Source organism: Pseudomonas sp. GW822-FHT04C11, assembly GCF_058800905.1.
Genome location: NZ_JBXAMS010000002.1, coordinates 324,324 through 350,967, shown reverse-complemented (window position 1 = coordinate 350,967; position 26,644 = coordinate 324,324). Strand labels below are relative to the sequence as shown.

Annotated in this window: 22 protein-coding genes; 17 read left to right on the top strand and 5 right to left on the bottom strand. The window is 59.5% G+C overall.

The window, feature by feature from the left end; translation table 11 throughout:
• Window positions 1–326: 326 nt before the first annotated feature.
• Window positions 327–632 carry a DUF2288 domain-containing protein gene (locus AC1RJ3_RS04390; protein WP_103315445.1) on the top strand — a complete coding sequence of 102 codons (306 nt, stop codon included), beginning with the start codon at window positions 327–329 and terminating at the stop codon, window positions 630–632.
• 236 nt (window positions 633–868) lie between these two features.
• On the opposite strand, the gene AC1RJ3_RS04385 is transcribed toward AC1RJ3_RS04390, so the two are convergent.
• On the bottom strand, window positions 869–3,046 hold the full coding sequence (locus AC1RJ3_RS04385; RefSeq protein ID WP_054596021.1) for a hypothetical protein: 2,178 nt from the start codon (window positions 3,044–3,046) through the stop codon (window positions 869–871).
• 195 nt (window positions 3,047–3,241) lie between these two features.
• Here AC1RJ3_RS04385 and AC1RJ3_RS04380 point away from each other — a divergent pair, with 195 nt between their 5' ends.
• Entirely contained in the window at window positions 3,242–4,138 is an 897-nt protein-coding gene (locus tag AC1RJ3_RS04380; RefSeq protein ID WP_493077629.1) for an NAD(P)-dependent oxidoreductase, read from the top strand.
• On the opposite strand, the gene AC1RJ3_RS04375 is transcribed toward AC1RJ3_RS04380, so the two are convergent.
• The gene (locus AC1RJ3_RS04375) at window positions 4,029–6,314 is read right to left on the bottom strand and encodes a putative bifunctional diguanylate cyclase/phosphodiesterase (protein WP_493077627.1); all 2,286 of its coding nucleotides are present in this window, start codon (window positions 6,312–6,314) and stop codon (window positions 4,029–4,031) included. The two genes, AC1RJ3_RS04380 and AC1RJ3_RS04375, sit on opposite strands and share 110 nt — an antisense overlap.
• A gap of 295 nt (window positions 6,315–6,609) precedes the next feature.
• Here AC1RJ3_RS04375 and AC1RJ3_RS04370 point away from each other — a divergent pair, with 295 nt between their 5' ends.
• Window positions 6,610–7,959 carry a spinster family MFS transporter gene (locus tag AC1RJ3_RS04370; protein WP_493077625.1) on the top strand — a complete coding sequence of 450 codons (1,350 nt, stop codon included), beginning with the start codon at window positions 6,610–6,612 and terminating at the stop codon, window positions 7,957–7,959.
• Window positions 7,960–8,035: 76 nt separating this feature from the next.
• On the opposite strand, the gene rapA is transcribed toward AC1RJ3_RS04370, so the two are convergent.
• The gene (rapA, locus tag AC1RJ3_RS04365) at window positions 8,036–10,882 is read right to left on the bottom strand and encodes an RNA polymerase-associated protein RapA (protein ID WP_054596025.1); all 2,847 of its coding nucleotides are present in this window, start codon (window positions 10,880–10,882) and stop codon (window positions 8,036–8,038) included.
• A 179-nt stretch (window positions 10,883–11,061) separates the two neighbouring features.
• On the opposite strand from rapA, the gene AC1RJ3_RS04360 reads away from it, so the two are divergent.
• The 3 genes from AC1RJ3_RS04360 to ccoM all read left to right on the top strand — a co-directional run bounded on the left by AC1RJ3_RS04360 (window position 11,062) and on the right by ccoM (window position 11,974).
• Window positions 11,062–11,403 (top strand): hypothetical protein, encoded by a 342-nt coding sequence (locus AC1RJ3_RS04360; protein ID WP_054596026.1) that lies wholly within the window; start codon window positions 11,062–11,064, stop codon window positions 11,401–11,403.
• 147 nt (window positions 11,404–11,550) lie between these two features.
• Window positions 11,551–11,712, top strand: a complete 162-nt coding sequence (locus AC1RJ3_RS04355) for a hypothetical protein (RefSeq protein ID WP_007906621.1) — start codon at window positions 11,551–11,553, stop codon at window positions 11,710–11,712.
• A 145-nt stretch (window positions 11,713–11,857) separates the two neighbouring features.
• Window positions 11,858–11,974 (top strand): cytochrome c oxidase subunit CcoM, encoded by a 117-nt coding sequence (gene ccoM, locus AC1RJ3_RS04350; RefSeq protein ID WP_007926603.1) that lies wholly within the window; start codon window positions 11,858–11,860, stop codon window positions 11,972–11,974.
• An 895-nt stretch (window positions 11,975–12,869) separates the two neighbouring features.
• Here the strand turns inward: ccoM and AC1RJ3_RS04345 are convergent.
• Both AC1RJ3_RS04345 and AC1RJ3_RS04340 read right to left on the bottom strand, forming a co-directional pair.
• On the bottom strand, window positions 12,870–14,345 hold the full coding sequence (locus tag AC1RJ3_RS04345) for an inorganic phosphate transporter (protein WP_477768704.1): 1,476 nt from the start codon (window positions 14,343–14,345) through the stop codon (window positions 12,870–12,872).
• Between the two features lie 376 nt (window positions 14,346–14,721).
• A complete protein-coding gene (locus AC1RJ3_RS04340) occupies window positions 14,722–14,922 on the bottom strand; it encodes a hypothetical protein (RefSeq protein ID WP_019692194.1) in 201 nt (66 codons plus the stop codon).
• A gap of 712 nt (window positions 14,923–15,634) precedes the next feature.
• Between AC1RJ3_RS04340 and pcaR the strand changes: the two genes are divergently transcribed.
• The 11 genes from pcaR to pcaC all read left to right on the top strand — a co-directional run bounded on the left by pcaR (window position 15,635) and on the right by pcaC (window position 26,621).
• Window positions 15,635–16,477 (top strand): pca regulon transcriptional regulator PcaR, encoded by an 843-nt coding sequence (pcaR, locus tag AC1RJ3_RS04335; RefSeq protein ID WP_054596029.1) that lies wholly within the window; start codon window positions 15,635–15,637, stop codon window positions 16,475–16,477.
• A gap of 186 nt (window positions 16,478–16,663) precedes the next feature.
• Complete coding sequence (gene pcaK, locus AC1RJ3_RS04330; RefSeq protein ID WP_054596030.1) at window positions 16,664–18,010, top strand: 4-hydroxybenzoate transporter PcaK; 1,347 nt, start codon at window positions 16,664–16,666, stop codon at window positions 18,008–18,010.
• Window positions 18,011–18,293: 283 nt separating this feature from the next.
• Window positions 18,294–19,151, top strand: a complete 858-nt coding sequence (locus AC1RJ3_RS04325) for a CoA transferase subunit A (protein ID WP_489111098.1) — start codon at window positions 18,294–18,296, stop codon at window positions 19,149–19,151.
• Window positions 19,148–19,930, top strand: coding sequence for a CoA-transferase subunit beta (locus tag AC1RJ3_RS04320; RefSeq protein ID WP_493077851.1), 783 nt, complete (start codon window positions 19,148–19,150; stop codon window positions 19,928–19,930). The genes AC1RJ3_RS04325 and AC1RJ3_RS04320 overlap by 4 nt, the downstream gene beginning before the upstream one ends.
• The gene (gene pcaF / locus AC1RJ3_RS04315; RefSeq protein WP_493077619.1) at window positions 19,927–21,132 is read left to right on the top strand and encodes a 3-oxoadipyl-CoA thiolase; all 1,206 of its coding nucleotides are present in this window, start codon (window positions 19,927–19,929) and stop codon (window positions 21,130–21,132) included. The genes AC1RJ3_RS04320 and pcaF overlap by 4 nt, the downstream gene beginning before the upstream one ends.
• Window positions 21,133–21,171: 39 nt before the next feature.
• The gene (gene pcaH, locus AC1RJ3_RS04310; protein ID WP_054596034.1) at window positions 21,172–21,876 is read left to right on the top strand and encodes a protocatechuate 3,4-dioxygenase subunit beta; all 705 of its coding nucleotides are present in this window, start codon (window positions 21,172–21,174) and stop codon (window positions 21,874–21,876) included.
• Window position 21,877: 1 nt separating this feature from the next.
• Window positions 21,878–22,444: a protocatechuate 3,4-dioxygenase subunit alpha gene (gene pcaG, locus AC1RJ3_RS04305; protein ID WP_493077617.1), complete on the top strand. Its 567-nt coding sequence runs from the start codon at window positions 21,878–21,880 to the stop codon at window positions 22,442–22,444.
• A 254-nt stretch (window positions 22,445–22,698) separates the two neighbouring features.
• Window positions 22,699–23,994, top strand: a complete 1,296-nt coding sequence (locus AC1RJ3_RS04300; RefSeq protein WP_493077615.1) for an MFS family transporter — start codon at window positions 22,699–22,701, stop codon at window positions 23,992–23,994.
• Between the two features lie 49 nt (window positions 23,995–24,043).
• Window positions 24,044–25,405 (top strand): 3-carboxy-cis,cis-muconate cycloisomerase, encoded by a 1,362-nt coding sequence (locus AC1RJ3_RS04295; RefSeq protein WP_493077613.1) that lies wholly within the window; start codon window positions 24,044–24,046, stop codon window positions 25,403–25,405.
• A gap of 12 nt (window positions 25,406–25,417) precedes the next feature.
• A complete protein-coding gene (gene pcaD / locus AC1RJ3_RS04290; RefSeq protein ID WP_493077611.1) occupies window positions 25,418–26,218 on the top strand; it encodes a 3-oxoadipate enol-lactonase in 801 nt (266 codons plus the stop codon).
• Between the two features lie 10 nt (window positions 26,219–26,228).
• Window positions 26,229–26,621 carry a 4-carboxymuconolactone decarboxylase gene (gene pcaC / locus AC1RJ3_RS04285; RefSeq protein ID WP_054596039.1) on the top strand — a complete coding sequence of 131 codons (393 nt, stop codon included), beginning with the start codon at window positions 26,229–26,231 and terminating at the stop codon, window positions 26,619–26,621.
• The last annotated feature ends 23 nt before the right edge of the window (window positions 26,622–26,644 follow it).

Here is a 26,644-nt window from a genome sequence, read left to right as displayed (position 1 = left end):
TAGTTTTTATAGTCCTGGCAGCCTGAGCCACAGAACCGGATCGATATCTTGGATATCCCCCGGAAATGCCCCCGGCAACTGTACCGGTACAGTGTAGAGCGCCGGTTGTTCGCTTGGAAAGCTGGCGCTCAGGGGCAATTCCTGGGGGTGTCGCTTTTTTGAAAGAAAAAGACAGAATTGCGGCGGGATTTTGGCTGCGTAGTAACCCGATTCAGCGGCTATCCTTGCTTTCCTGCAGTTCTCGATCAATGACTCTATTGCATCCGGGTTTTTCTGCCAGAGCGCCGACGTTATGATTGCGCCGATTTCAATTCCGGACAGGGCCCATGACTCAAGAACCTAGCACCCTCTATGCCAAGCTGCTTGGTGAAACCGCATCTATTACCTGGAAGGAACTCGAACCGTTCTTCGCCAAGGGTGCCCTATTGTGGGTCGATCCCGACCTGGATTTGATCGCTGCCGCCGAGGCAGTTGCCCAGGACGAAGGCGAGAAAGTGGCTGCCTGGCTGGCCGCCGACAAACTCGCCAAGCTCTCTGAAACGCGGGCGCTGGATCTTTTCGAGCGTGATCCGGAGTTGTGGGCAGTGGTCGTTTCGCCGTGGATTCTGATCCAGGAAAGGGCGCAGGCCTGAAGTGGTGCACCGATTTGGTGCTGGTGGCGTTCGGGTAAAAGTGTGTAGCCGAGTAGCGTGATGGCAGGTTGCCGTAGAGAAATGCCACAGGCAGGCGGGGGGAAGGTTACGTAAACGTAACGGGAACAGTTTAATAAGCAGCCGAATGGCTGCTTAATTGTTTCTGATTGTTTGAAAAAAAGGATCGCAGCCTGCAGCAGCTCCTACGGGCTGCGATCTTTTAGGGGGCTACGCCATTACGCCGTCTTGCCCGTATGGTTATTCAGCGAAATGACCTTGGTCTTGCCAATGCGGTGGCGGTAGATCTCGCGCAGGTACTTGATGGCCTTTTTCACGCAATCGCGCGACAGGCGGATGTCGTTGATCGAGACGAATTTGTCTTTGTCGTTGATCAGCTCGCGGTACTTCTTCTCGTACATCGGCTTGATCGCGTACCAGTTGGTGTCGAGGATCTTCGCCGGGTTTTCGAACTCGTTGAGCAGCTCGTCGATTTTCGCCTCGTCGAAGTCTTCATGAATGATGAAGTCGAGGATCGAATTGTCCAGCGTTTCGTCGAAACGGTACGGGTTGCGGGCAAAGCAGCGCTTGATGAACGCCACGATCAAGGTCAGGAAATCGTCTGACAGGCACGGGCTCTTGGCGATCAGGGTGGTCAGCGAAAGGTTGGCCGAGGCGCCGATCACCAGGGCATAACGCTTGAGCGTGGTGTTGGGGAACAGGCTGTTGAGGTGGGTCTTCAACCGGTTCAGGTCCATGTAGGACAGCTTGTAATCCTTGGGCAGCGACACGATCGACACCACCGACGAGCAATTCTTGAAGAAGTGCAGGTCATGCAGCGCGGCAGCGTCGTAACCCGAGTTCTTGTATTGCTCCAGCGACGCGCGATAGCGCTTGGACTCGATCGGCAACAGGCTGATGCCTTCGATGGCCTGGGTCACTTTGTTGAAGTGCGGCAGGTCGATGGAGCGGAAGAACAGGTCGTCGATGTTCAGGCGCTGCGGCTCTTTGTCGAACACCTTGAACTTGTCGCTGCTCGGTGCCGGTTGCTCTGGCACCACCGACTCGGCGTAGGCAATCGCCACCGGCCCGGCCAGACTCATGAACAGGTCATTGGCGTCCAGGCGAATGGTTTCGCCGATATCGATGCCGGCCCGGCGGAAATAGTTCTGATCGTAGTCAGTGGTGACCGCCTGGGCTGTCAGAATGTTGAAGATCTGCTGCGAGATGTACTGGTTGGCGTGCTTTTCCATGGCATTGACATCAATGTTCTGGATATTGCCGTCATCGTTCTCTTCGGCGTAACGCATGATGTCGTTGGAGATCAGCATCATCGCGTTCCATGGGCGGATACGACCCATGACGCTGGCTTCGCTGCTGTCTTCGTTAGCGAAGTTGTACGAGAAATCCCATTCTTCCGACAGGTACTTGCACAACAGGCGACCGGCGTTGATGTGCAGCGCTTCAGACATTTCGCTGCGGTGATCGGAAATGTTCGGCAGTACACAAATGCCGCTGGTGAAGATCGGCTCGAAAACGAAGGAGTGGCCGCTCTTGCTGTCGTGTTCGTCCACCGGTTTGGTGTCGAACGTCTTGTTCATGTACGAGTGTTGCTGGGCCAGCCCGAACTCCGAGGCCATGCCCGAACCGGTACCGCCACCGGCGCTGAAGATCGAGAAGTACAGGCGCGACTGGTTGGCCTTGATGCCGCAGCTGTCGATCAGGTACGAGTGGATCATCTTCCAGTCGGGGCTGGAGAAACGCTGGGTGTCCTTGTTCAGGATGATCTTCGCCAGGTACTGGCCGAGGATCGGCGCGTTACCGGCGCCACCGGCGTGGACTTCCGAGAGGTCCATGATCTTCATTTTGCTGTAGTCGCGCAGGAAGCCGCTTTTTTCGCCCTTGCGCGAGAAACGGATACGTCCGGCGATGTCTTTGTCGAGGTCGCCGAGCATCACCAGTGGTTCGACCAGGAACACCGGTTTGGTGGCCTTGCCGACACCCAGTTTGAGGTTGTTACGAATCCATTGCGCAGGGCTGTAGCCCTTTTCAGCATAGGGCTTGTCTTCGTTGTTGAACTCGTTGAGGTAGAACTTGCGGGCGTTGTACACCAGTTCCGCGACGTCCAGCGCAATGTTCGAACCGCAGCGACCCAGACCGATCAGGCACACCGAGGGGAATTCCTGCTGATGCAGTTCGTGGGCGTCTTCCAGGTGCGGCGGCTTGGGGAACACCAGATCGCGCAGGCCATCGAGGTTGTCGAGGATGCGATCGGTGTTGGTCTCGGTAAAGTACAGGTACTGCTGGGTCGCAAGCGGGCGCGAGCTGGTCAATGGCTTCGGGACTGAGGGTTTATCCGTGGCGGCGGTGAGCGTCAGTTCGGATACCGCTGGGGCAGGATTATTTTTAGAAGTCATTGTGCGCCATGTGCCTGGACTGGTTGGTTCGGTGGCGAGATGTCATCAAGCCATCACGAATAAAGAACTCGCGACTTTACAGCGCGATATTGTCCCCAGCGATAGGGCTTTACCTGAGCGTCGCTAGGGGGAATCCTTTCCTGAGTCATGATGAATCGGCCAAAATTTGGCGATCTTTAATCAAATAGAGGCAAATTGATGGCTACGTTACCTTCGCTCGCGTTTGCTGGAATCGGCTTGATGGGTTTACCGATGTGCCGGAACTTGTTGGCTGCGGGCTATCCACTGACCGTCTGGAACCGCAACCCCGACAAGTGCGCGCCCTTGGTCGAGGCCGGAGCGCGACAAGTGGCCACACCTGCCGAGCTGTGTCAGCACGCCGATCTGGTGATGTTGTGCCTGGCCAATACCGAGGTGGTACGCGAGGTCGTGTTCGGTGCGGCGGGCGTGGCATCCGGTGCGAAAACCGGTCAGTTGCTGGTGGATTTTTCCAGCCTGGAGCCCACCGCGACGCGGGAAATGGCTGCCGAACTGGTCAGTCGTACGGGCATGGGCTGGGTGGATGCGCCGGTGTCTGGTGGTGTGGCGGGGTCCGAGGCCGCAAGCCTGGCGATCATGGTGGGTGGTGAGTCAGCCGATGTCGAACGCGTACGCCTGGTGTTGTCGAGTCTTGGCCAACGGGTCACGCACATGGGCGCAGTCGGCGCAGGGCAAGTGACCAAGGCCTGCAATCAGATGATCGTTGCCTGCAATGCGTTGGTGATCGCTGAAGTGGTGGCGTTGGCTGAACGTTCAGGCGTGGATGCGAGCCTGTTGGCCGAAGCATTGAGCGGCGGGTTTGCCGACTCTAAACCCTTGCAGATACTGGCCCCGCAAATGGCCGAGAGCCGTTTCGAACCCATAAAGTGGCATGTTCGAACGCTGCTCAAGGACCTGGATGGCGCCGTGAAGTTTTCCCGCGAGCAAGGCTCCGCGACGCCGATCAGTGGACTGGCCGCGCAGTTGATGCGTCTGCATGCAGGTCAGGGCTATCTGGAAAAAGATCCCGCGACACTAATCCATCTATACCGCGAGCCAGATTCAAAGGATTGATGGCGTGTGCTTGCCTGCGCTGGTTGATCTCGTTCAGTACCGGACGTAATTCAGCCAGCGGCACCGGGCGGCTCAACAGGTAACCCTGAACAAAGTCGCAACCGAAACGTTCGAGAAACTGGTACTGCTCCAGGGTTTCGACCCCCTCGGTGACCACTTGCAAATGCAGGGTGTGGGCCATGACGATAATGGCCTGGACGATCTCCATGTCCTGAGTGGCCTTGGGGATGTCCTGGATAAACGAACGGTCGATTTTCAGGGTGTTCAGCGGCAGGCGCTTGAGGTAGGCCAGCGACGAATAACCGGTGCCGAAGTCGTCGATCGACAACGAAACTCCCAGTGCCCGAATCTTGCGCAGTAGCACCAGCGTATTGGCAATATTGCCCATCAGTGCGTTTTCCGTGACCTCCAGCTCCAGCCTCTGCGGTGAGACGCCGGCTGCTCGCAGCGCACTTTCGACTTCTTCGGCGAGCTCTTCGCGAGCGAGATTGAGAGGTGAGCAGTTCACGGCGATTTTCAACGACTCGCAGCCGTGCCTGGACAGCTCGCTCAGGTCTTCGCAGGCTTTGCGCAGCACCCAGTTGTCGAGTTCGGCGATCAAGCCATTGGCTTCGGCAATCGCGATGAAACGATCAGGGGCGAGCAAGCCGTGTATCGGGTGCTGCCAGCGAATCAGCGCTTCCAGTTTGGTGACCTGGCCGCTTTTGAGGTCATAGATCGGCTGGTAATAAAGCATCAATCCGTCTTCGTCGCGTAAGGCATTGCGCAGTTCTTCTTCGAGCTGCAGCGCCATCGTCGCCTTGGTTTTCAGGTTGGAGCTGAAGAAGTGCAGGCCGTTTCGGCCGTTGCCCTTGGATTGGTACAGCGCCAGGTCGGCGTGTTTCAGCAGTTCCTCGCAGGTTTTGCCGTCGTCAGGGAACACGCTGATACCGATGCTGGTGGTCATGACCATGCGCCTGCCGGCCAACTCGATCGGCTCCTTCATCTTTTGCATGATGCGCTGGGCCATGTGCCGTGCTTCGTCGCGCTCACGCAGGTTGATCAGAATGCAGAACTCATCGCCGCCAAACCGCGCGACCACATCATCGTGGCTGCGGGTCGAGCTTTTGATGTGGCTGGCGAGCACTTTCAACAGTTCGTCACCGGCGTCATGACCGAGGCTGTCGTTGATCCGCTTGAAGTGATCGATGTCCAGAAACATCACCGCCAGCATGCCGCCATGGGTGCTTTTCTCGATGAGCTTTTCGGCGAAGATCTGATTGAAGCCGCGGCGGTTGATCAGGTTGGTCAGGGGGTCGTAGTGCGCCACTTGTTGCAGCGACATGCGCGCCTGATCCAGTTGACTGAGCAGCGCGTTGACCCGGCGCAGGTCATGGTCCTTGTGCTGCAGTTTTTTGTCGGCGAGGGCGGCGCTGATGCTGCTGCCGATGACCACCAGCGCGATCAGCGCAATTGTCAGCGCCAGTTGCAGGTGGTCGTTGTCGACCGACAGTTGCATGGGGACTCCGGTCGGCAACACCAGGCTCATGGACTGCATGCCGGTGAAGTGCATGCTCACGATGCCGGCGCCGAGTACCAGGCTGGCGGTGTACTTGAGTACTTGATGAGCGATGCCGCCGCCGTTGCGCAGACCATGCGACAGCAGCAAGGCAATGGCGCTGGCACCGATGGCAATCAGGACCGACAGGCCGAACACGATTGGCTGGTAGTGGGCCACGGCGTTCGAGCGCATTGCCGTCATTCCCACGTAATGCATGGTGGCGATGCCCAGTCCGATGCAAATCGAGGTTTGCACGTATTGCCGCACGTTAAGTTGAGCATTGCTCAGGGTGTTCATCGCTACAAAGGCTGCAATAAAGGCGATCAACAGGGAAAGCAGGGTGGCCGGCAAGTCGTAATGGATGTCGATAGGGGCCTGGAACGCCAGCATGCTGATGAAGTGCATGGCCCAGATACCGCCCGACAGGCAGCAGGCACCGACCCAGCGCCAGAGCCGTTGAGAGGCAGGATTTTCGGCATTACCGACGCGTTCGGCCATGTCCAGCGTGGCGAAGCTGGCTGCACAGGCAACCAGATAGGCCAGTAGCACCAGAAAGGGGTTATGAGTGCAATTGAGGACGACTTGCCCGCTGCTCTCTGGCAGCTCGGTAATGAAATGCAAACCAGGCCACTCCATAGCATGCCCCGCCTTTGAGTCATTCTCTGCCGGCGCCATGAACGCTGGCGAATGTCTGGAGTATAGAGGCCGTGCACAGAGCACAAGAAATAGTGGCACATTGGCACTAATGATTTTGCAATAAGCCGGGGAGCGCTTAGACATAAATTGTCACGCGCGCGGCGTTGGCTGTCATGAGCGGGTATCAGCCTGACGAATAATGACAGACAGCGGCCATGGCGCTGACTAGATTGCGGGTTCCGGGCTGGAGTGTTGTCGGCAGTGAAGCCCTCATAACAATAAAAGAGACGGACCCATGCAGAACTCGACCCAAGCGGCGAATGCCTGGCGCATTCTGTTCCTGCTGTTTCTGGCCAATCTGTTCAACTTCTTCGATCGTACGATCCCGGCGATCATCATCGAGCCAATCCGCATGGAATGGCACCTCAGCGACTTTCAACTGGGGATCATCGGTACTGCATTCACGATCGTTTATGCCATTGCCGGTCTGCCGTTAGGGCGACTGGCGGACACCGGTTCGCGCAGCAAACTGATGGGCTGGGGCTTGGCGGTCTGGAGCGGGTTGACCGCAGTCAACGGCCTGGTGGGGAGTTTCTGGAGTTTCCTGATCGTGCGCATGGGGGTCGGCATCGGTGAAGCCAGCTATGCGCCGGCCGCCAATTCGCTGATCGGTGATTTGTTCCCGGCACACCGTCGGGCGCGGGCCATGGGGATCTTCATGCTCGGTTTGCCGCTGGGCCTGTTGCTGGCGTTCTTCACCATCGGCGCGATGGTCAAGGCGTTCGACAGCTGGCGTGCACCATTCTTTATCGCGGCGATCCCGGGTTTGATCCTGGCGATCTTCATGTTCTTCATCAAAGAACCCCAGCGCGGCGCGGCGGAAACTGTGCGCGTGTCCCAGGAGCGGGTGGATCGGCCGATTCGCCGGGTACTGGCGATTCCAACGTTCCTCTGGCTGGTAATGGCGGGGCTGTGTTTCAACTTCGCCACCTATGCCTGTAACTCGTTTCTGGTGCCGATGTTGCAGCGCTACTTTCAGATACCATTGCAGCAAGCGGCGGTGGCGACCGGGGTGATCGTCGGTGTGACCGGCTTGTTCGGCCTGACGCTGGGCGGCTGGGTGGCTGACAAGATTCACCAGCGGGTGGCCAACGGTCGGCTGCTGTTTGCTGCGTTCAGCCTGATCATCTCGACCCTATGCACGGCCTGGGCACTGCATGCAGGACGGATTGAAATCGGTGTGTTCGTCGCCGTGTTCAGCGTCGGCTGGTTGTTTGCCTACAACTTCTATACCTGCGTTTACACGGCTATTCAGGATGTGGTCGAACCGCGTTTGCGCGCCACGGCGATGGCGTTGTTTTTTGCCGGACTCTACCTGTTGGGCGGTGGCTTGGGGCCGGTGGTGGTCGGCGCTTTGTCCGATCACTTTGCCCATAGCGCAATGCTGGCGGCCGGCGCCGAGCAAATGAACGAGGCCTTCAAGGCGGCAGGGCTGCATGACGCGATGTACCTGATTCCGGTGGCGTTGTTTTCGACCATGGTGTTTCTGTTCCTGGCTTCGCGGTGTTTTGTGCGGGATGCCAAGCGGATGAAGGAAGGGTTGATGGCGGTGGTTGAGCCGGGGATTGCGGTGGCAACAGCTTAAGATCTTGCAGGTCTTCAGAAAACAAAAAGGCCCGCATCGCTGCGGGCCTTTTGTTTTTACCGGGGGAGAGGAGGGATTACCCCGCCACCAGCACCCGGATCGCTTCCAGTCGCAGTGCCGCTTTGTCGAGCATGGCCAGGCCTTGCTCGCGCTGCTGGCGCAGGGCAACCAGTTCGCTGTCGCGCACGGTCGGGTTGACCGCTTGCAGGGCGGTCAGGCGCGCCAGCTCTTCTTCGGTGTCGGCGGCCAGGCGGCGTTGCGCTTCGGCTACACGTTCGGCGTGGCGCGGAGTGATCTTCTCTTCACCGGCATTGATGCGCGGTGTCAGTTGATCACGCTGGGCCTGGACGAACTTGTTGGCGCTGGCGCGAGGCACGCTTTCGAGCTGGTCGTTGAGGGTTTCGAACGAGACGCGGCCCGACAGGTCGTTGCCGTTGGCATCGAGCAGGCAGCGCAACGCCGCCGGCGGCAGGTAACGGCCCAGTTGCAGCGAGCGCGGGGCAACCACTTCGCTGACATAGAGCAGTTCCAGCAACACGGTGCCAGGCTTGAGCGCCTTGTTCTTGATCAGCGCCACGGCGGTGTTGCCCATCGAACCGGACAGCACCAGGTCCATGCCGCCCTGAACCATCGGGTGCTCCCAGGTGATGAATTGCATGTCTTCGCGAGACAGCGCCTGGTTGCGGTCGTAGGTGATGGTCACGCCTTCGTCGTCACCCAGCGGGAAGCTGGCGTCGAGCATTTTTTCGCTCGGCTTGAGGATCAGCGCGTTTTCCGAATGGTCTTCGCTGTCGATGCCGAATGCGTCGAACAGGGTTTCCATGTAGATCGGCAGGGCGAACTGATCGTCTTGCTCAAGAATCGCCTCAACCAGCGCGTCACCTTCGCCAGCGCCACCGGAGTTGAGTTCCAGCAGGCGGTCACGGCCGCTGTGCAACTCGGCTTCGAGGTTTTCACGGGTGGTGCGGGCTTCGTCGATCAGCGCTTGCCACTCGCCGTCATCGGCATTTTCCAGCAGCGGCAGCAGGCGCGGGCCGAACTGATGCTGCAAGGCGTTGCCGGTCGGGCAGGTGTTGAGGAACGCATTCAGCGCTTCGTGATACCACTGGAACAGGCGCTCTTGCGGGCTGGTTTCCAGGTACGGCACGTGCAGTTCGATGACGTGCTTCTGACCGATCCGGTCGAGACGCCCGATCCGCTGTTCCAGCAGGTCCGGGTGCGATGGCAGGTCGAACAGCACCAGGTGGTGGGAGAACTGGAAGTTGCGACCTTCACTGCCGATTTCCGAACAGATCAGTACCTGGGCACCGAATTCTTCGTCAGCGAAGTAAGCCGCCGCGCGGTCACGTTCGAGGATGTTCATGCCTTCGTGGAACACCGTGGCCGGAATGCCGGAACGTACGCGCAGGGCGTCTTCCAGGTCCATCGCGGTTTCGGCGTGGGCACAGATCACCAGCACTTTGGTGCGCTTGAGCATTTTCAGCTGGTCGATCAGCCATTCGACCCGTGGGTCGAAGCGCCACCAGCGTTGTTCTTCATCTATATCCGGCTGAGCCTGGAAGCTGACTTCCGGATACAGCTCGGCGTGTTCGCCCAGCGGCAGTTCGAGGTATTCGTCCGGGCACGGCAGCGGGTACGGGTGCAGTTTGCGTTCCGGGAAGCCTTGTACCGCGGCGCGGGTGTTGCGGAACAGCACGCGGCCAGTGCCGTGGCGGTCCAGCAATTCGCGGACCAGACGGGCGCTGGCCTCGGCGTCGCCAGCGTTGACGGCAGTCAGTAGCGCTTCGCCTTCGTCACCGAGGAAACCCTGGATGGTTTTGTGTGCGGCCGGGGACAAGCGCCCCTGGTCCATCAGCTCCTGAACGGCTTCGGCCACCGGGCGATAGTTTTCGCTCTCGGCGCGGAAGGCTTTCAGGTCATGGAAACGGTTTGGATCGAGCAGGCGCAGGCGCGCGAAGTGGCTGTCCTGACCCAATTGCTCCGGGGTCGCGGTCAGCAGCAGCACACCGGGGATGGTTTCCGCGAGTTGCTCGACCAGCGAATACTCAGGGCTGACCTGATCTTCGTGCCACACCAGGTGGTGCGCTTCGTCGACCACCAGCAGGTCCCAGCCGGCAGCGAACAACGCGTCCTGGGCCTTTTCGTCGTCCACCAGCCATTCCAGAGCGACCAGTGCGAGCTGGGTGTCTTCAAACGGGTTGCCGGCATCGCTTTCGATGAAGCGTTCTTCGTCGAACAGCGCGACTTGCAGGTTGAAACGACGGCGCATCTCCACCAGCCATTGGTGCTGGAGGTTTTCCGGTACCAGGATCAGCACGCGGTTGGCGCGGCCCGAGAGCAGTTGGCGATGGATCACCAGACCGGCTTCGATGGTTTTACCCAGACCTACTTCGTCCGCCAACAAAACCCGCGGCGCAATACGGTCAGCAACTTCACGGGCGATGTGCAATTGGTGAGCGATCGGCTGCGCACGCACGCCACCCAGGCCCCAGAGCGAGGATTGCAACTGGCGGCTGGTATGTTCCAGGGTGTGGTAACGCAGAGAGAACCAGGCCAGTGGGTCGATCTGCCCGGCGAACAAACGGTCGCTGGCCAGACGGAACTGGATGAAGTTCGATAGTTGGGTCTCAGGCAGCGTCACCACTTCGTTCTGCGCGTTGAGCCCGTGATAGACCAGCAGGCCGTCGACGTCGTCGACTTCGCGCACGGTCATTTTCCAGCCTTCGAAGTGAGTGATCATGTCACCCGGCGAAAACCTCACGCGAGTGAGGGGCGCATTCCGTAGCGCGTACTGGCGAGTGTCGCCAGTGGCCGGATAGAGCACGGTCAGCAAGCGACCGTCCTGTGCCAGAACGGTGCCTAGACCTAGCTCGGCTTCGCTGTCACTAATCCAGCGTTGCCCCGGTTGATACTGCTGCGCCATGCTGCCTGACTCCCGCCTTGAAAAAGCCGACTATATTAACGGATGCGGGTCCCGAGGCCAAAGGGTTACTCGCGTAGGAGCGGCCGAAGGTTCGGGCCGCGTTGGCTCGCAAGTTTGCGACCGTTGGCTCAAGTCGCCGACTCAGCAGCCGACAGCCTGCTGTCAGGAGACTAATAACCATGCTGCCACCGATGCTCCCCTTGAGTGCCGTGCCGATTACTTCCCAGCAGGATCCGATTCGCCAGCGGCCGGATATTCCGCCGGTGGTGCCGGTGGAGGCGAGCTCCAGCGAAAGTACGATCGACCTGCACAAGCGCCATGCCGAAGAGTCGGCGCAGTTGTTGCGCGAAGAGCAGCGGCGTCAGCAAGCGCGCGACAAGCGTCGCCGCGAAGCCGAAGAGGACCCTGAAGAGCACTTGGCTGTGCCGGGTGACGAGTTGAACGCCGACAATACGGTGCCCGTTGTCCCGCTGATAGACGATCAGCCGCGCCAGGGATTGTGGGTCGATGTCGAGGTCTGACGCTTACTCACTTTTTGTTGCGCTGTGATGTTGCTGGCGACTGGTCAGCGCCGGCTATTGGCCGCATTATTGGCAAACCCTGAGCGGGCAGGGTGACAGTAGTCACTTTGCTACGCCTGTATTGACCTTGAAGATGTAAGCCACGCCATGAGCCAAGATGACAAGCTGATTGACCTCAACACCGAGCGTGCCAAGCGCGTGCATGACCTTAATGAAAAGCGCCTGAACGAAGTGCGCCAGGCTTTCGAGCAGGCCATGCCTTTGGGTAAAGCGAAGAAAAAGCCGAAAAACAAACCGAAAAAGCGTTGATCCTCCCTGTTTCCATTGATGCAGGTCAGTTATTTCCCTTCCTTTTACGCCCGGTCTTGGGCGGCATTGATCCCGGTCAATTTTCTTCTGCGCCCGATTGGGTAACTTAGCCCCATCGCAACAGGGCAAGTGCAGGAGGCCAGTCATGTTTTTCGATAATGTGGTGATTGCCGGAGTGCTGACAGTTGGCCTCATGGTTCTGTTTTTTGCCGGGTTTGGATTTTTTATCTGGAAAGACGCACATAAGCGTAAAAAGCCTTAGGTCTTTCTGGAAGCACGAGCACGCAAGGCATTTTGGGCGACTTCGGTCGCCCTTTTTTTTTGCCTGCGGTTTCTTGCCGGGTCAGCGTTTGCAGGTGTACTCGATCCACTGTGGGAGCTGGCGTGCCTGCGAAGGCGCCCCGACAGCCGACCCATCTCCCGCAGATGTACCCCAATCCAAAGTGTGGGAGCTGGCTTGCCTGCGATGGCGGCCTGACAGCCGGCCAATCTCCCGCAGATGTACCCCAATCAAACCTGTGGGAGCTGGCTTGCCTGCGATGGCGGCCTGACAGCCGGCCTATCTCTTGCAGATGTACACCAATCCACGGTGGGAGCGAGCCTGCTCGCGATGGCGGCCTGACAGCCGACCCATCTCCCGCAGGTGTACATATCCATTCCTGCGGTAACGGCCACTTAGGGTTTCGCCCTTACGGCGAGTCCCTTTTTCAAACGCCAAAAAGGAACCAAAAGGCTTCGCCCCAAGCGTACGGCACCTCGCCTAGGCTCGGCGTTCCCTCACTCCGGTGTCCATCAGGGGGCATCGCCTACGGTCTGCTGCGCGACGACCTCCTCTCGATGTGTCCGGCTGCGCCGTACGGCGCTGCGCGCCCACCCCCTGATGAACACCTCCACTCGGCCTCCCGAAGGGGCGGGTGGATCAAGATCAACAGCAACATCAAAAGCAACAGCACGACGGCCTACCGGCCGGTCTGAGTGGTTGGGGTGTGTGCGGCTTCAGATGCTGATCGTTCCCACGCGCAGCAAAGGAATGCATCCTGTGACGCTCTGCGTCACGCTTTGAAACAACGGGAAACGCTCATCAAATCCTTGCAAATCCTACAGGCATAAAAAAAGCGCGACCTCCAGGAGGGCGCGCTTTTTTGTAAGGCGGCGGATCAGCTGCCGAGTGCCTTCGATGCCAGCCAGAACAGGCCGGCTGACAGGGCCACCGTCGCCGGCAGGGTCAGGACCCAGGCCAGCAGGATGGTTTTCACGGTGCCGCCTTGCAGGCCGCTTTTGTTGGCGATCATGGTCCCGGCCACACCCGAAGACAGCACGTGGGTGGTCGATACCGGCAGGCTGAAGATGTTCGCCAGGCCGATCATGCCCGCCGTGGTGATTTGTGCCGACATGCCTTGAGCGTAAGTCATGCCTTGCTTGCCGATTTTCTCGCCGATGGTCAGTACCACGCGTTTCCAGCCAACCATGGTGCCCAGGCCGAGTGCCAGGGCGACCGCCAGAATCACCCAGAACGGGGCATATTCGGTGGTGGTGGTCAGGTCTTTGCGCAGTTTGTCCAGGTCAGCCTTTTCGCGGGCATCGAGGCCAGGCAACTTGCCGACCTTTTTCGCCGTATCGTCCAGGCAGAGCAGGTAGCGACGCACCTCAATGCGGCTTTCTTGCGACAGCGAGTGGTAGTCCGCTACACCCTTGAGGGTGCCGAGCAGGGCGGTGATGGTCGGTTCGGTCTGTTGCGGATTGCAGCGGAATTTCTCCGGCAAATCGCCATCCAGGCTTTTGCCCAAGGCCAGGAACTCGCCCAGGGTATCGGCATTGCGCTTATAGAACTGGCTCAGGTGCAGGGTCGCATCGCGAGTCCGCTCAATCTGGTAGGTGGTGCTGCTCAGGTCGAGTACGAACTGGGCCGGCACGATACCGATCAATACCAGCATGATCAGGCCGATGCCTTTCTGGCCATCGTTGGAGCCGTGAACAAAGCTGACAGCCATTGCCGAGATCACCAGAACCAGGCGGTTCCAGAACGGCGGGTGTTTCTTGTCGTCAAGCTTGCGGCGTTGCTCCGGTGTCTTGTGCATCTTGGACAGCGGACGCCACCATTTCAGGCCAATCAGCACCAGCGCGGCTACCAGGAAGCCGGCTAATGGCGAGAACACCAGCGAGGCGCCGATATCGATCGCTTTCTGCCAGTTGACACCGTCAGCCAATGGAATGTCGTTGATCAGGGCGTTCGCCAGACCCACACCGAGGATCGAACCGATCAGGGTATGGGAGCTCGAGGCCGGGATACCGAAGTACCAGGTCCCCAGGTTCCAGGTGATGGCTGCAGCGAGCAACGAGAACACCATCGCCAGCCCGTGGCCGGTATTCACATTGATCAGCAGTTCCACCGGCAACAGGTGGACGATGGCATACGCCACGCCAACGCCGCCCAGCAACACGCCGAGGAAATTGAACACACCGGAAAAGAACACTGCCAGATGAGGCGGCATGGCTTTGGTGTAGATAACAGTGGCAACCGCGTTAGCGGTGTCATGAAAGCCGTTGATGAACTCGAAGGCGAGGACAAAGGCCAGGGCGAGCAAGAGGCTCACAAGCACCCAAGCATCCAGTCCGCTGAATAAATCGATCATGAAGGTTTTCTGACCCGGTCATAAGGGGGCGCGATTATGCCAGAAAACCCTGCTAATCAATGCACTTGCTGCTCATCGGTTACATTCTTCAACGAATTAGTGTGTAACAAGGCCCTAAGTCCCAGCGTTGCCGTAGGTTTTTCAAGCCTTTGATTTCATTGGGTGTTGTGGCGCACGCCAGCATTTCAGCGACTTCGATGGGAGGCCGAACGGGGTGTGTGAAATATCTGTAAGGAGGGCCAGCCAAGCGCCAATAACCTCATCCGGTAGGAGTGAGGTGGCAATCGCCGGCTTTTAGCAGGCGCGATATGGGACGCCATTTCATTCAGCGTGTAGCTGAAGGTGACGCAGGCCCTGAAAACTCAAACCTTCGCGATTATGGCTCTTCGGCTTTGAGTTCCTTTTCCATCTTCTGCAGTTCCTGGGTAAAGGCCTGATCGAGGATGCTGGCGCGTTTACGCCAAGGTTTGCGTTCCGGGTCGGGCTGAGCGGCGTAGGTGGTGACTTCCCCGCCGTAAACTTCCTTGTAACGTTGTTCCTGGCGCTCAAGTTCCGCGCGCAGTTCTTCTTTCGTCACAGTGTTACCTAATTGAGTTGAGATAAATTCTGGTGATACGCACTGCATTCGTTGTGTCGGTCACACGCCTCTCGAGCAGAGTGTCCGGGAAGACACCCATTGCGAAAGTGTTGTGCTTGACAGCTTCCTTCGTGCAGGCGGCCACGGCACCAGAGTAGAACCACTGACGTAGCATCAGTTTCTTTGTTTTTTTGCAAACGCATGGGTCGGGCATTCGAAATGAGCGTCAGGCGTTTGCCAGCAGGAAGCGGGGTTGAAACCTCGCGCTGCCTGAGTGATTGGATCCCGTAGTTGCCAACAAGCACGGTCATCACTGAGTTGCATTATAGCGACCGATTGGCAGAACACTATCTCGAATAACTTAAAAGTGCTTCGTTCTGTGAATTTGTGTTGTTACCCGCAAGTCGTGTGTGCAGTGCACTTTGGGGCAACGTCTTTAACAAGCCCATTTCCTGGCGCCATTAAGTCGTACAAGTTGAGTGGATTAGAACGTGGTTGTTATTCAGTGTCAGCTAAAGTGTCAAAATCTGTAATGAACGGTTCCCGGTCTTATCGGAAAATGTACCGCAGGCCTTATGCCATTGGGTCGTGCGTCGGTTGATTGCGATTATCGATTAATGGTTCGATAATCGCCCAACCTTGGCTGCCGATGCTTGTACACAAGCTCCGGAGCAGCTTGTAATAGCTATCGAACTCTGGGGAATGACCTGAAATGAACGATCAATTGCGCAATTCCTTTGCTTCAGTGGCGCCGCCGATCGTTGCTTCGCCGGCCAAGCGGATTCAGGCATTCACTGGCGATCCGGACTTCATGACCTCCCTGGCCCGTGGTCTGGCGGTGGTGCAAGCCTTCCAGGAGCGCAAGCGGCATCTGACCATCGCGCAAATCAGCCATCGTACGGAAATTCCCCGCGCCGCCGTACGCCGTTGCCTGCATACGCTGATCAAGCTCGGCTACGCGACCACCGATGGCCGAACCTATTCGCTGCTGCCCAAAGTCCTGACCCTTGGCCATGCCTATCTGTCCTCGACGCCACTGGCGGTATCGGCCCAGCCTTATCTGGACCGCATGAGCGAACAACTGCACGAGGCGTGCAACATGGCCACGCTGGAGGGGGATGACATCTTGTATATCGCCCGTTCGGCCACGACCCAGCGTTTGATCTCGGTCGATCTGTCGGTGGGCGGGCGTTTGCCGGCTTACTGCACCTCCATGGGGCGGATTCTTCTGGCCGCGCTGGACGATGCATCGTTGCACGATTACCTCGAACATGCCGAATTGCAGGCCAAGACCAGCCGCACCCTGCATACACGCGAGTCGTTGCTCGAATGTCTCCAGGAAGTTCGGCAGCAAGGCTGGTGCATTGTCGATCAGGAACTCGAGCAAGGCCTGCGCTCGATTGCCGTTCCGGTGTACGACGCCTCCGGTCAGGTGCTGGCTGCGCTGAATGTCAGCACCCACGCCGGACGGGTCAGCCGCAACGAACTGGAGCAGCGTTTTTTGCCCGGGTTGTTGAGTGCCAGCCGTGAGTTGAGTGCCCAGCTGTTTGCGTAAGCTGTTCGATAAACGCACAGAGTCGCGTTTGGCGAATTGACGCTGTTTCCCTTGCCTCATTAATGTCGCGGCAGCGTCATCCGCTGCTGTTGGCCACTGCTCCTGGCACCGGAAGACGACCGAATAATAATGAAGAGGCGATTGCCTGCGCGTATTCGCCTGCGCTTCTTGCCTGGAATAAAAATAATGAACCAGCCTCAATCCGCTGTCGGGAACTGCCTCGATGTGCAGTCCTTTATCAATGCCCAACCGCTGTCGCGCTATCAATGGCGGGTGGTGATCCTGTGTTTCCTGATTGTGTTTCTCGATGGCCTGGACACCGCGGCCATGGGTTTTATCGCACCGGCGCTGTCCCAGGATTGGGGGATCGACCGCGCCAGCCTCGGCCCGGTGATGAGTGCTGCGCTGATCGGCATGGTCTTCGGCGCGCTGGGCTCAGGACCGCTGGCTGACCGTTTTGGACGAAAAATCGTACTGGTCGGCGCGGTACTGTTATTCGGCGCCTTCAGTCTGGCCTCGGCCTACAGCACGAATGTCGAGCAACTGCTGGTGCTGCGTTTCCTGACCGGGCTTGGCTTGGGCGCCGGCATGCCGAACGCCACCACGCTGCTGTCGGAGTACACCCCGGAGCGCAAAAAATCCCTGCTGGTGACCAGCATGTTCTGCGGCTTCAACCTGGGCATGGCCGGTGGCGGTTTCATCTCGGCCAAGCTGATCCCGGCGTTTGGCTGGCACAGCCTGTTGCTGATTGGCGGGGTTCTGCCGCTGATTCTCGGCGTGGTGCTGTTGCTGTGGCTGCCGGAGTCAGCGCGTTACCTGGTAGTACGCAATCGCGGCACCGACAAAGTGCGCAAGGCGCTGGCGCCGATTGATCCGGCGACTATCGCCCAGGCGTCGAGTTTCAGCGTACCCGAACAAAAAACCGTGAAGGCCCGCAATGTGTTCGCGGTGATTTTCTCCGGCACTTACAGCACCGGCACGTTATTGCTGTGGCTGACCTATTTCATGGGGCTGGTCATCGTCTACCTGTTGACCAGTTGGCTACCGACCCTGATGCGTGACAGCGGCGCGAGCATGGAGCAGGCGGCCTTCATTGGTGCGCTGTTCCAGTTTGGCGGCGTGCTGAGTGCAGTGGCGGTGGGCTGGGCGATGGACCGGTTCAATCCGCACAAGGTGATCGGCACTTTCTACTTGTTGGCCGGAGTGTTTGCCTACGCGGTAGGGCAAAGCCTGGGCAACATCACACTGCTGGCAACGTTAGTGCTGGTCGCCGGGATGTGCGTCAACGGCGCGCAATCGGCGATGCCGTCGCTGGCGGCGCGCTTCTATCCAACTCAAGGTCGGGCCACGGGCGTGTCGTGGATGCTCGGGATTGGCCGTTTCGGTGCGATTCTCGGCGCCTGGATGGGGGCGACGTTGTTGGGCCTGGGCTGGAATTTCGAACAGGTGCTGACTGCCTTGGTGATTCCGGCGGCGTTGGCCACCACGGCGGTGGTGATCAAAGGCATGGTCAGCCATGCGGATGCGAATTGAGTCGCGATCGTTCCCACGCTGAATGTTGATCGTTCCCATGCTCCGCGTGGGAATGCCTCAATGGACGCTCTGCGTCCGCTCTTGGGACGCGGAGCGTCCCTGGCTGCATTCCCACGCGGAGCGTGGGAACGATAGGAAGACAACAATCTGTTCGATAAACGAACACTTAGTCGATTATCGGATTGTTTGGGGTTTTTCGGCGGCTTAATCTTCAGTCATTCCGGCGCTGCTCATCGCGCTTTGTCCTCCACATCGGTTTACTGATAATCGGGAGTCCAACCCCATGGCTGAAATCCTTTCGCTGCACGACGCGGTGAAGCAATTCGTCAACGACGGCGATACCGTCGCACTTGAAGGCTTCACGCACTTGATTCCGACCGCAGCGGGTCATGAAATCATTCGTCAGGGCAAGAAAGACCTGACGCTGGTGCGCATGACTCCTGATCTGGTCTACGACCAATTGATCGGTGCCGGTTGCGCTCGCAAGCTGATTTTCTCCTGGGGCGGTAACCCGGGTGTAGGCTCCCTGCACCGTCTGCGTGATGCCGTCGAGAAACAGTGGCCGCACGCGCTGGAAATCGAAGAGCACAGCCACGCCGACCTGGCCAATGCCTACGTTGCGGGCGCTTCCGGCCTGCCGTTCGCAGTGCTGCGGGCCTACGCCGGTTCCGACTTGCCGAAGGTCAACCCGTTGATCAAAAGCGTGACCTGCCCGTTCACCGGTGAAGTGCTGGCGGCGGTGCCGTCGGTGCGCCCGGACGTCACGGTAATCCACGCGCAAAAGGCCGATCGCAAGGGCAACGTCTTGCTCTGGGGCATTCTTGGCGTGCAGAAGGAAGCCGCATTGGCCGCCAAGCGCTGCATTGTCACCGTTGAAGAAATTGTCGACGACCTGAAGGCGCCGATGAACGCCTGCGTCTTGCCGACCTGGGCCTTGAGCGCGGTTTGCCATGTGCCCGGCGGCGCGCATCCGTCCTACGCCCATGGTTACACCGAACGCGACAACCGCTTCTATCAGGCCTGGGACCCGATTGCCCGCGACCGTGAAACCTTCACCGCGTGGATCAACGAATACATCCACGGCAGTGCTGACTTCAATGAATTCCAGGCCAAGCTGGCCAAAGCGTCGGAGGCTCAATAATGGCTTACTCCACCAACGAAATGATGACCGTCGCCGCCGCTCGCCGCCTGAAGAATGGCTCAGTGTGCTTCGTCGGCATCGGCCTGCCGTCGAAAGCGGCCAACTTGGCGCGTCTGACTTCCTCTCCAGATGTAGTCCTGATCTATGAATCGGGTCCGATCGGTGCCAAGCCGACGGTATTGCCGCTGTCGATCGGTGACGGCGAGCTGGCGGAAACTGCCGACACCGTTGTTCCGACCGGTGAGATTTTTCGCTACTGGTTGCAAGGCGGGCGCATTGACGTCGGTTTTCTCGGTGCTGCTCAGGTCGACCGTTTTGGCAACATCAACACCACCGTGGTTGGCGATTACCATCAGCCGAAAGTCCGCTTGCCGGGTGCTGGCGGTGCGCCGGAGATTGCCGGCTCGGCGAAAAGCGTGTTGATCATCCTTAAGCAGTCGGCTCGCTCGTTTGTCGACAAACTCGACTTTATTACCTCCGTCGGCCATGGCGAAGGCGGCGACTCGCGCAAGCGTCTCGGCCTGCCGGGCGCCGGTCCCGTGGGGATCATTACTGACCTGTGCATCATGGAGCCGGAAGCCGGTACCAACGAATTCGTGGTCACCGCGCTGCACCCGGGCGTGACCCGCGAGCAAGTGATCGCTGCCACCGGTTGGGCTGTCCGCTTTGCCGATCAGCTGGAGCACACCGCCGAACCGACCGACATCGAATTGGCTGCGCTGCGTGATCTTGAAGCGCGTACTGCTGCCGCCCACGGCCAAGCACCGGGAGAAGCGTGATGCGCGAGGTTTATATCTGCGATGCGATTCGCACACCGATCGGCCGTTTTGGCGGTGGTTTGTCGACGGTTCGCGCTGACGATCTGGCTGCCGTGCCGATCAAGGCACTGATGGAGCGCAACCCGAGTGTCGATTGGAGCGCCGTGGACGAAGTGTTCCTCGGTTGCGCCAACCAGGCCGGCGAAGACAACCGCAACGTGGCGCGCATGGCATTGCTGCTGGCCGGGTTGCCGGACAGCATTCCCGGCGTGACCCTCAATCGTTTGTGTGCCTCGGGCATGGACGCCATCGGCACGGCGTTCCGGGCAATTGCCAGCGGTGAGATGGAGCTGGCGATTGCCGGCGGTGTCGAGTCGATGTCCCGTGCACCGTTCGTGATGGGCAAGGCCGATGCGGCGTTCTCGCGCAACATGAAACTGGAAGACACCACCATCGGCTGGCGCTTCATCAACCCGTTGATGAAGGCTCAATACGGCGTCGACGCGATGCCGCAGACGGCCGATAACGTGGCCGACGATTACGCGGTTTCCCGCGCCGATCAGGACGCTTTCGCACTGCGCAGTCAGCAACGTACAGCGGCCGCGCAAGCTGCCGGCTATTTCGCCGAAGAAATCGTCCCGGTGCGCATTGCCCACAAGAAGGGCGAAAGCGTGGTCGAGCAGGACGAACATCCGCGCGCTGACACCACTCTGGAAACCCTGAGCAAACTCAAACCGGTCAACGGCCCGGACAAAACCGTCACCGCTGGCAACGCCTCAGGCGTGAACGACGGTGCCGCGGCGCTGATTCTCGCGTCTGCCGAAGCGGTGAAAAAACACGGTCTGACCGCCCGCGCTCGGGTATTGGGCATGGCCAGCGCTGGTGTTGCGCCGCGAGTGATGGGCATCGGCCCGGTGCCGGCGGTGCGCAAGTTGACCGAACGGCTGGGCGTGGCGGTCAGCGATTTCGATGTGATCGAACTCAATGAAGCCTTTGCCAGCCAGGGCCTGGCGGTGTTGCGTGAACTCGGTCTGGCCGACGACGCAGCGCAGGTCAACCCGAACGGTGGCGCCATTGCGTTGGGTCATCCGTTGGGCATGAGTGGTGCGCGGCTGGTAATGACGGCGCTGCATCAGTTGGAAAAAACCGGCGGCAAGAAAGCGCTGGCGACCATGTGCGTTGGCGTTGGCCAAGGGCTGGCACTGGCCATCGAACGGGTCTGATGCGCCGCCGCGCTATCGAACAAGAAAAGAGGAGGTTTCATGACTGACAAGCCTGGTTACCGTCGCCCGCAAGCGGGCACCCAGCCGGAATATTTGCATCCGGCCTATCAATCGACCAATCGCCGTTCGCCGTCCAAGCCGTTGGTGTTTTTGCCTCACTCATTGTCGGAAATTACTGGCCCGACCATTGGCGCCGAGTCTCTGCAAGAACGGGATAACGACCTGACCGCCCAGCATCAGGGCGCGCCATTGGGTGAGCGGATCATCATTCACGGCCGTGTGCTGGATGAGAACGGCCTGCCGGTGCCGGGGATTTTAGTGGAGATCTGGCAGGCCAACGCCGCTGGCCGCTACAACCATGACCGCGACCTGCATGACGCGCCGCTGGACCCGAACTTCACCGGCACCGGCCGCACCGTGACCGACGCCGATGGCTGGTACCAGTTCCAGACCATCAAGCCTGGCGCTTACCCGTGGGGCAACCACCACAACGCCTGGCGCCCGGCGCATATCCATTTCTCGCTGTTTGGGCCGAGCATTCTGACGCGCCTGGTTACGCAGATGTACTTCCCCGGTGATCCGTTGCTGGCCTACGACCCGATTTACAACTGCGTACCCGATACCAGCGCCAAAGAGCGCTTGATCGCCAGTTTCGACCTGGAAAAAACCATCCCGTCCTACGCCCTCGGTTATCGCTGGGATATCGTTTTGCGCGGCCGCGATGCCACGCCGATGGAGAAATAAGATGACGCTGAACGCGACGACGTCCCACACGGTCGGGCCGTATTACCACATCGGTCTGACCTGGTTGAACCGTGAAGACCTGACCGTTGAACAAACCCTCGGCGAGCGTGTGACGATCACCGGGCAAGTGGTCGATGGCAACGGCGATTTCGTCAACGACGCGATGCTGGAAGTCTGGCAGGCCAATGCCGCCGGCAAGTATGACCATCCAGAAGACGAGCAGGACAAACCGCTGGACCCGAACTTCGAAGGGTTTGGCCGAGTGCCGGTGGACGCAGAAGGGCGATTCCGTTTCACCACCATCAAACCGGGAACTGTGCAGGGGCTCAAGGGCAGCACACAGGCGCCGCACCTGGTGGTGCTGGTGTTTTCCCGTGGCCTGGTCAAACACTTGCTGACGCGAATCTATTTTGACGGTGAACCGGCCAACGCCAGCGACCCGCTGCTGGCTTGCGTGCCAGAAGAGCGCCGCACGACCTTGATGGCGAAAGCCAATGGGACGGGCGCGTTGCAGTGGAACGTGATCCTGCAGGGCACCGATGCCGAGACGGTGTTTTTCGATTATTGAGTTCACCGCACTTTTGTGGCGAGGGCGCTTGCTGTGGCGAGGGGGCTTGCCCCCGTTGGTCTGCGTAGCAGACCCAAAACCTGGCTGTGCAGTTTTTCATATAGAACTGGTCAGCCGGATTTACGGCCGCTTCGCGACCGAGCGGGAGCAAGCTCCCTCGCCACAGGTTTATCGCAGTGTTCGGGTTTGTTCTGTGGAGCGGGGCTGTTGCAAAGTATGTCTAGACTCTCTCTGTCCCCATCGAGTGAAAAACCATGACAACAATAACCAGTCTCTATACCGCTGAAGAGCGTGGCAAAAGGATCTTTGCAATTGTCGGGGCGTCTTCCGGCAACCTGGTCGAGTGGTTCGACTTCTATGTTTACGCCTTCTGCGCAATCTATTTTGCCCCGGCGTTTTTCCCCTCCGACAACCCCACGGTGCAACTGGTTAACACCGCCGGAGTGTTCGCCGCAGGGTTTTTGATGCGTCCCATTGGCGGCTGGCTGTTTGGCCGGGTGGCCGACAAGCACGGGCGCAAGAATTCCATGATGATTTCGGTGCTGATGATGTGCGCCGGCTCATTGCTGATCGCCTGCCTGCCGACCTACAAGGACATCGGTGTCTGGGCACCGCTCCTGCTGCTGGTGGCTCGCCTGATCCAGGGCGTGTCGGTAGGCGGTGAATATGGCACCACCGCGACCTACATGAGTGAAGTCGCGCTCAAGGGCCAGCGCGGTTTCTTCGCCTCGTTCCAGTACGTGACCTTGATCGGCGGCCAACTGTTGGCAGTGTCCTTGGTGGTGATCCTGCAACAGTTCCTGACTGAGGACGACCTGCGTGCCTGGGGCTGGCGGATTCCGTTCGTGGTCGGTGCTGCTGCTGCATTGATTTCGCTGTTCCTGCGTCGTTCGCTGAAAGAAACCACCAGCAAGGAAATGCGCGAAGACAAGGATGCCGGCAGCATGGCCGCGTTGTTCAGGAACAACACCGCCGCCTTTATTACCGTGCTCGGCTTCACCGCTGGTGGTTCGCTGATTTTCTACACCTTCACCACCTATATGCAGAAGTACCTGGTGAACACCGCCGGGATGCCCGCCAAGACCGCCAGTTACATCATGACCGGCGCACTGTTCCTTTATATGTGCATGCAGCCGTTGTTCGGCACGCTCGCCGACAAGATCGGCCGGCGCAACTCGATGCTTTGGTTTGGTGCGCTGGGGACACTGTTCACCGTGCCGATCCTGCTGACCCTTAAGTCAGTGACCAATCCGTTCCTGGCGTTTGGGTTGATCACCGTGGCGTTGGCCATCGTCAGTTTCTACACCTCGATCAGCGGTCTGGTGAAAGCCGAAATGTTCCCGCCGCAAGTCCGTGCGCTGGGGGTGGGCCTGGCCTACGCGGTGGCCAATGCGATCTTCGGCGGTTCGGCCGAGTACGTGGCCTTGAGCCTGAAATCGGTGGGTATCGAAAACTCCTTCTACTGGTACGTGACGGCGATGATGGCGATCGCCTTCCTGTTCAGCCTGCGTTTGCCGAGGCAGGCAGCGTACCTGGAAAACGAACTTTGACTTGTCGGCGCGCGCCTGAAGCGGGCGCGCGCCGCGTAAGGAATCCCCTATGCAACGACCGGGCAATCAATTGTTCGATGCCTATTTCACGGCTCGAAATATGCGTGAGGTGTTCAGTGATCAGGGCCGGGTTCAGGCCATGCTCGATTTTGAAGCTGCATTGGCCCGGGCCGAGGCGCGGGTCGGGCTGATTCCGGCATCTGCCGTTGCACCGATCGAGGCGGCTTGCCGGGCCGAGCACTACGACTTTGCGGCCCTTGGCGAGGCTATTGCGATTGCCGGTAACTCGGCGATTCCGTTGGTCAAGGCGTTGGGCAAGCAAATCGCTGCGCATGATCAGGACGCCGAACGTTACGTGCATCTGGGCGCAACCAGCCAGGATGTGATGGACACCGGGCTGGTGCTGCAAGTGCGCCAGGCACTGCAGTTGATCGACAGCGATCTGGCGCGACTCGGCGAAGCGTTGGCGATCCAGGCTCGGCGCCATGTGCTCACGCCACTGGCCGGACGTACCTGGCTGCAACATGCGACGCCGGTCACGCTGGGGATGAAAGTCGCCGGTTGGCTGGGGGCGGTGACGCGCAGTCGGCAACGTCTGCACGCACTCAAGCCGCGCCTGCTGGTGCTGCAATTTGGTGGTGCCAGCGGAACCCTCGCAGCCCTCGGCGAGCAGGCCATGCCGATTGCCGAAGCGCTGGCGCAGGAGCTGCAACTCACATTGCCGGAACAACCTTGGCACACCCAGCGCGACCGGCTGGTGGAGTTTGGCGCAGCGCTGGGCCTGATCGCCGGCAGCCTCGGCAAACTCGGCCGTGACATCAGCCTGCTGATGCAGACCGAGGCGGCGGAAGTCTTCGAACCCTCGGCGCCGGGCAAGGGTGGCTCCTCGACCATGCCGCACAAACGCAACCCGGTGGGCGCGGCGGTGCTGATCGGTGCTGCGACGCGTGTTCCCGGATTGCTGTCGACCCTGTTCAGCGCCATGCCGCAAGAGCACGAACGCAGCCTCGGGTTGTGGCATGCCGAGTGGGAAACCTTGCCGGAAATCTGCTGCCTGGTGTCCGGTGCCTTGCAGCAAGCGCTGTTGATAACAGAAGGGCTGGAGGTCGACGCCGAGCGCATGGCGCAGAACCTCGACTTGACCCAAGGCCTGGTGCTGGCCGAAGCCGTGAGCATCGTCCTCGCCCAACGGATCGGTCGCGATAAAGCCCACCATCTGCTGGAACTGTGCTGCAAACGCGCGGTGGCCGAGCAGCGACATTTACGTGCGGTGCTCGGTGATGAGCCACAGGTGACTGCCGAGCTCTCGAGCGCTGAACTCGATCAATTGATGAACCCTGCGCACTACCTTGGTCAGGCTCAAACCTGGGTTGAGCGTGCGCTGGCCGAACACGTTGCCCTGACTGCCTGAAGGAGAATTTCTGTGGGATTCGTACAACTCGCCGACGGCGAACTGAACTACCAACTCGACGGTCCGGAACACGCCCCGGTGCTGGTGCTGTCCAACTCGCTGGGTACCGACCTGCACATGTGGGACGCGCAGATTCCGGCGTTCACCCAACACTTTCGGGTGCTGCGTTTCGACACTCGCGGTCATGGTCGTTCGCTGGTGACGCCGGGGCCTTACAGCATCGAGCAGTTGGGCCGTGACGTGCTGGCGCTGCTGGATGCCCTGAACATCGAGCGCGCTCATTTTTGCGGTCTGTCCATGGGCGGGTTGATCGGTCAGTGGCTGGGGATCAATGCCGGCGAGCGTCTGAACAAACTGGTGGTGTGCAATACCGCGGCAAAGATCGGTGATCCTTCTGTGTGGAACCCGCGGATCGAAACCGTGCTGCGCGACGGTCCGGCAGCGATGGTCGCACTGCGCGATGCATCGATTGCCCGTTGGTTTACCCCGGACTTTGCCCAAGCCAATCCGGCGGTGGCGAAGCAGATCACCGACATGCTCGCCGCCACTTCACCGCAAGGTTATGCCGCCAATTGCGCGGCAGTGCGCGATGCCGATTTCCGCGAGCAACTGGCATCGATCACGGTACCGACCCTGGTCATCGCCGGCACCGAAGACGCGGTCACGCCACCTTCTGGCGGGCGCTTCATTCAAGAGCGGGTGAGAGGCGCCGAATACGCCGAGTTCTACGCCGCCCATTTGTCCAACGTTCAGGCCGGCAGCGCGTTCAGTGACCGGGTGCTGAGTTTTTTGTTGGCTGAAAAGTCTATCTGAGGAGTGATTTGTGGACGAGAAACAACGTTACGCCGACGGCATGCAAGTGCGTCGCGCGGTGCTCGGCGATGCTCATGTCGATCGCAGCCTGGCGACCCTGACCGAGTTCAATTCGGAGTTTCAGGACATGATCACCCGCCACGCCTGGGGTGACATCTGGACCCGCCCAGGCTTGCCACGCCACACCCGCAGCCTGATCACCATCGCCATGCTGATCGGTATGAACCGCAACGAAGAGCTGAAACTGCACCTGCGTAGCGCGGCGAACAATGGCGTCACCCGCGCCGAGATCAAGGAAGTGCTGATGCAGAGCGCGATCTACTGCGGCATCCCGGCGGCCAATGCGACTTTCCACCTGGCCGAGTCGGTGTGGGATGAGTTGGGCGTCGAATCGCGCGAGTAGTCACGACCTCAGGCCCTGACACG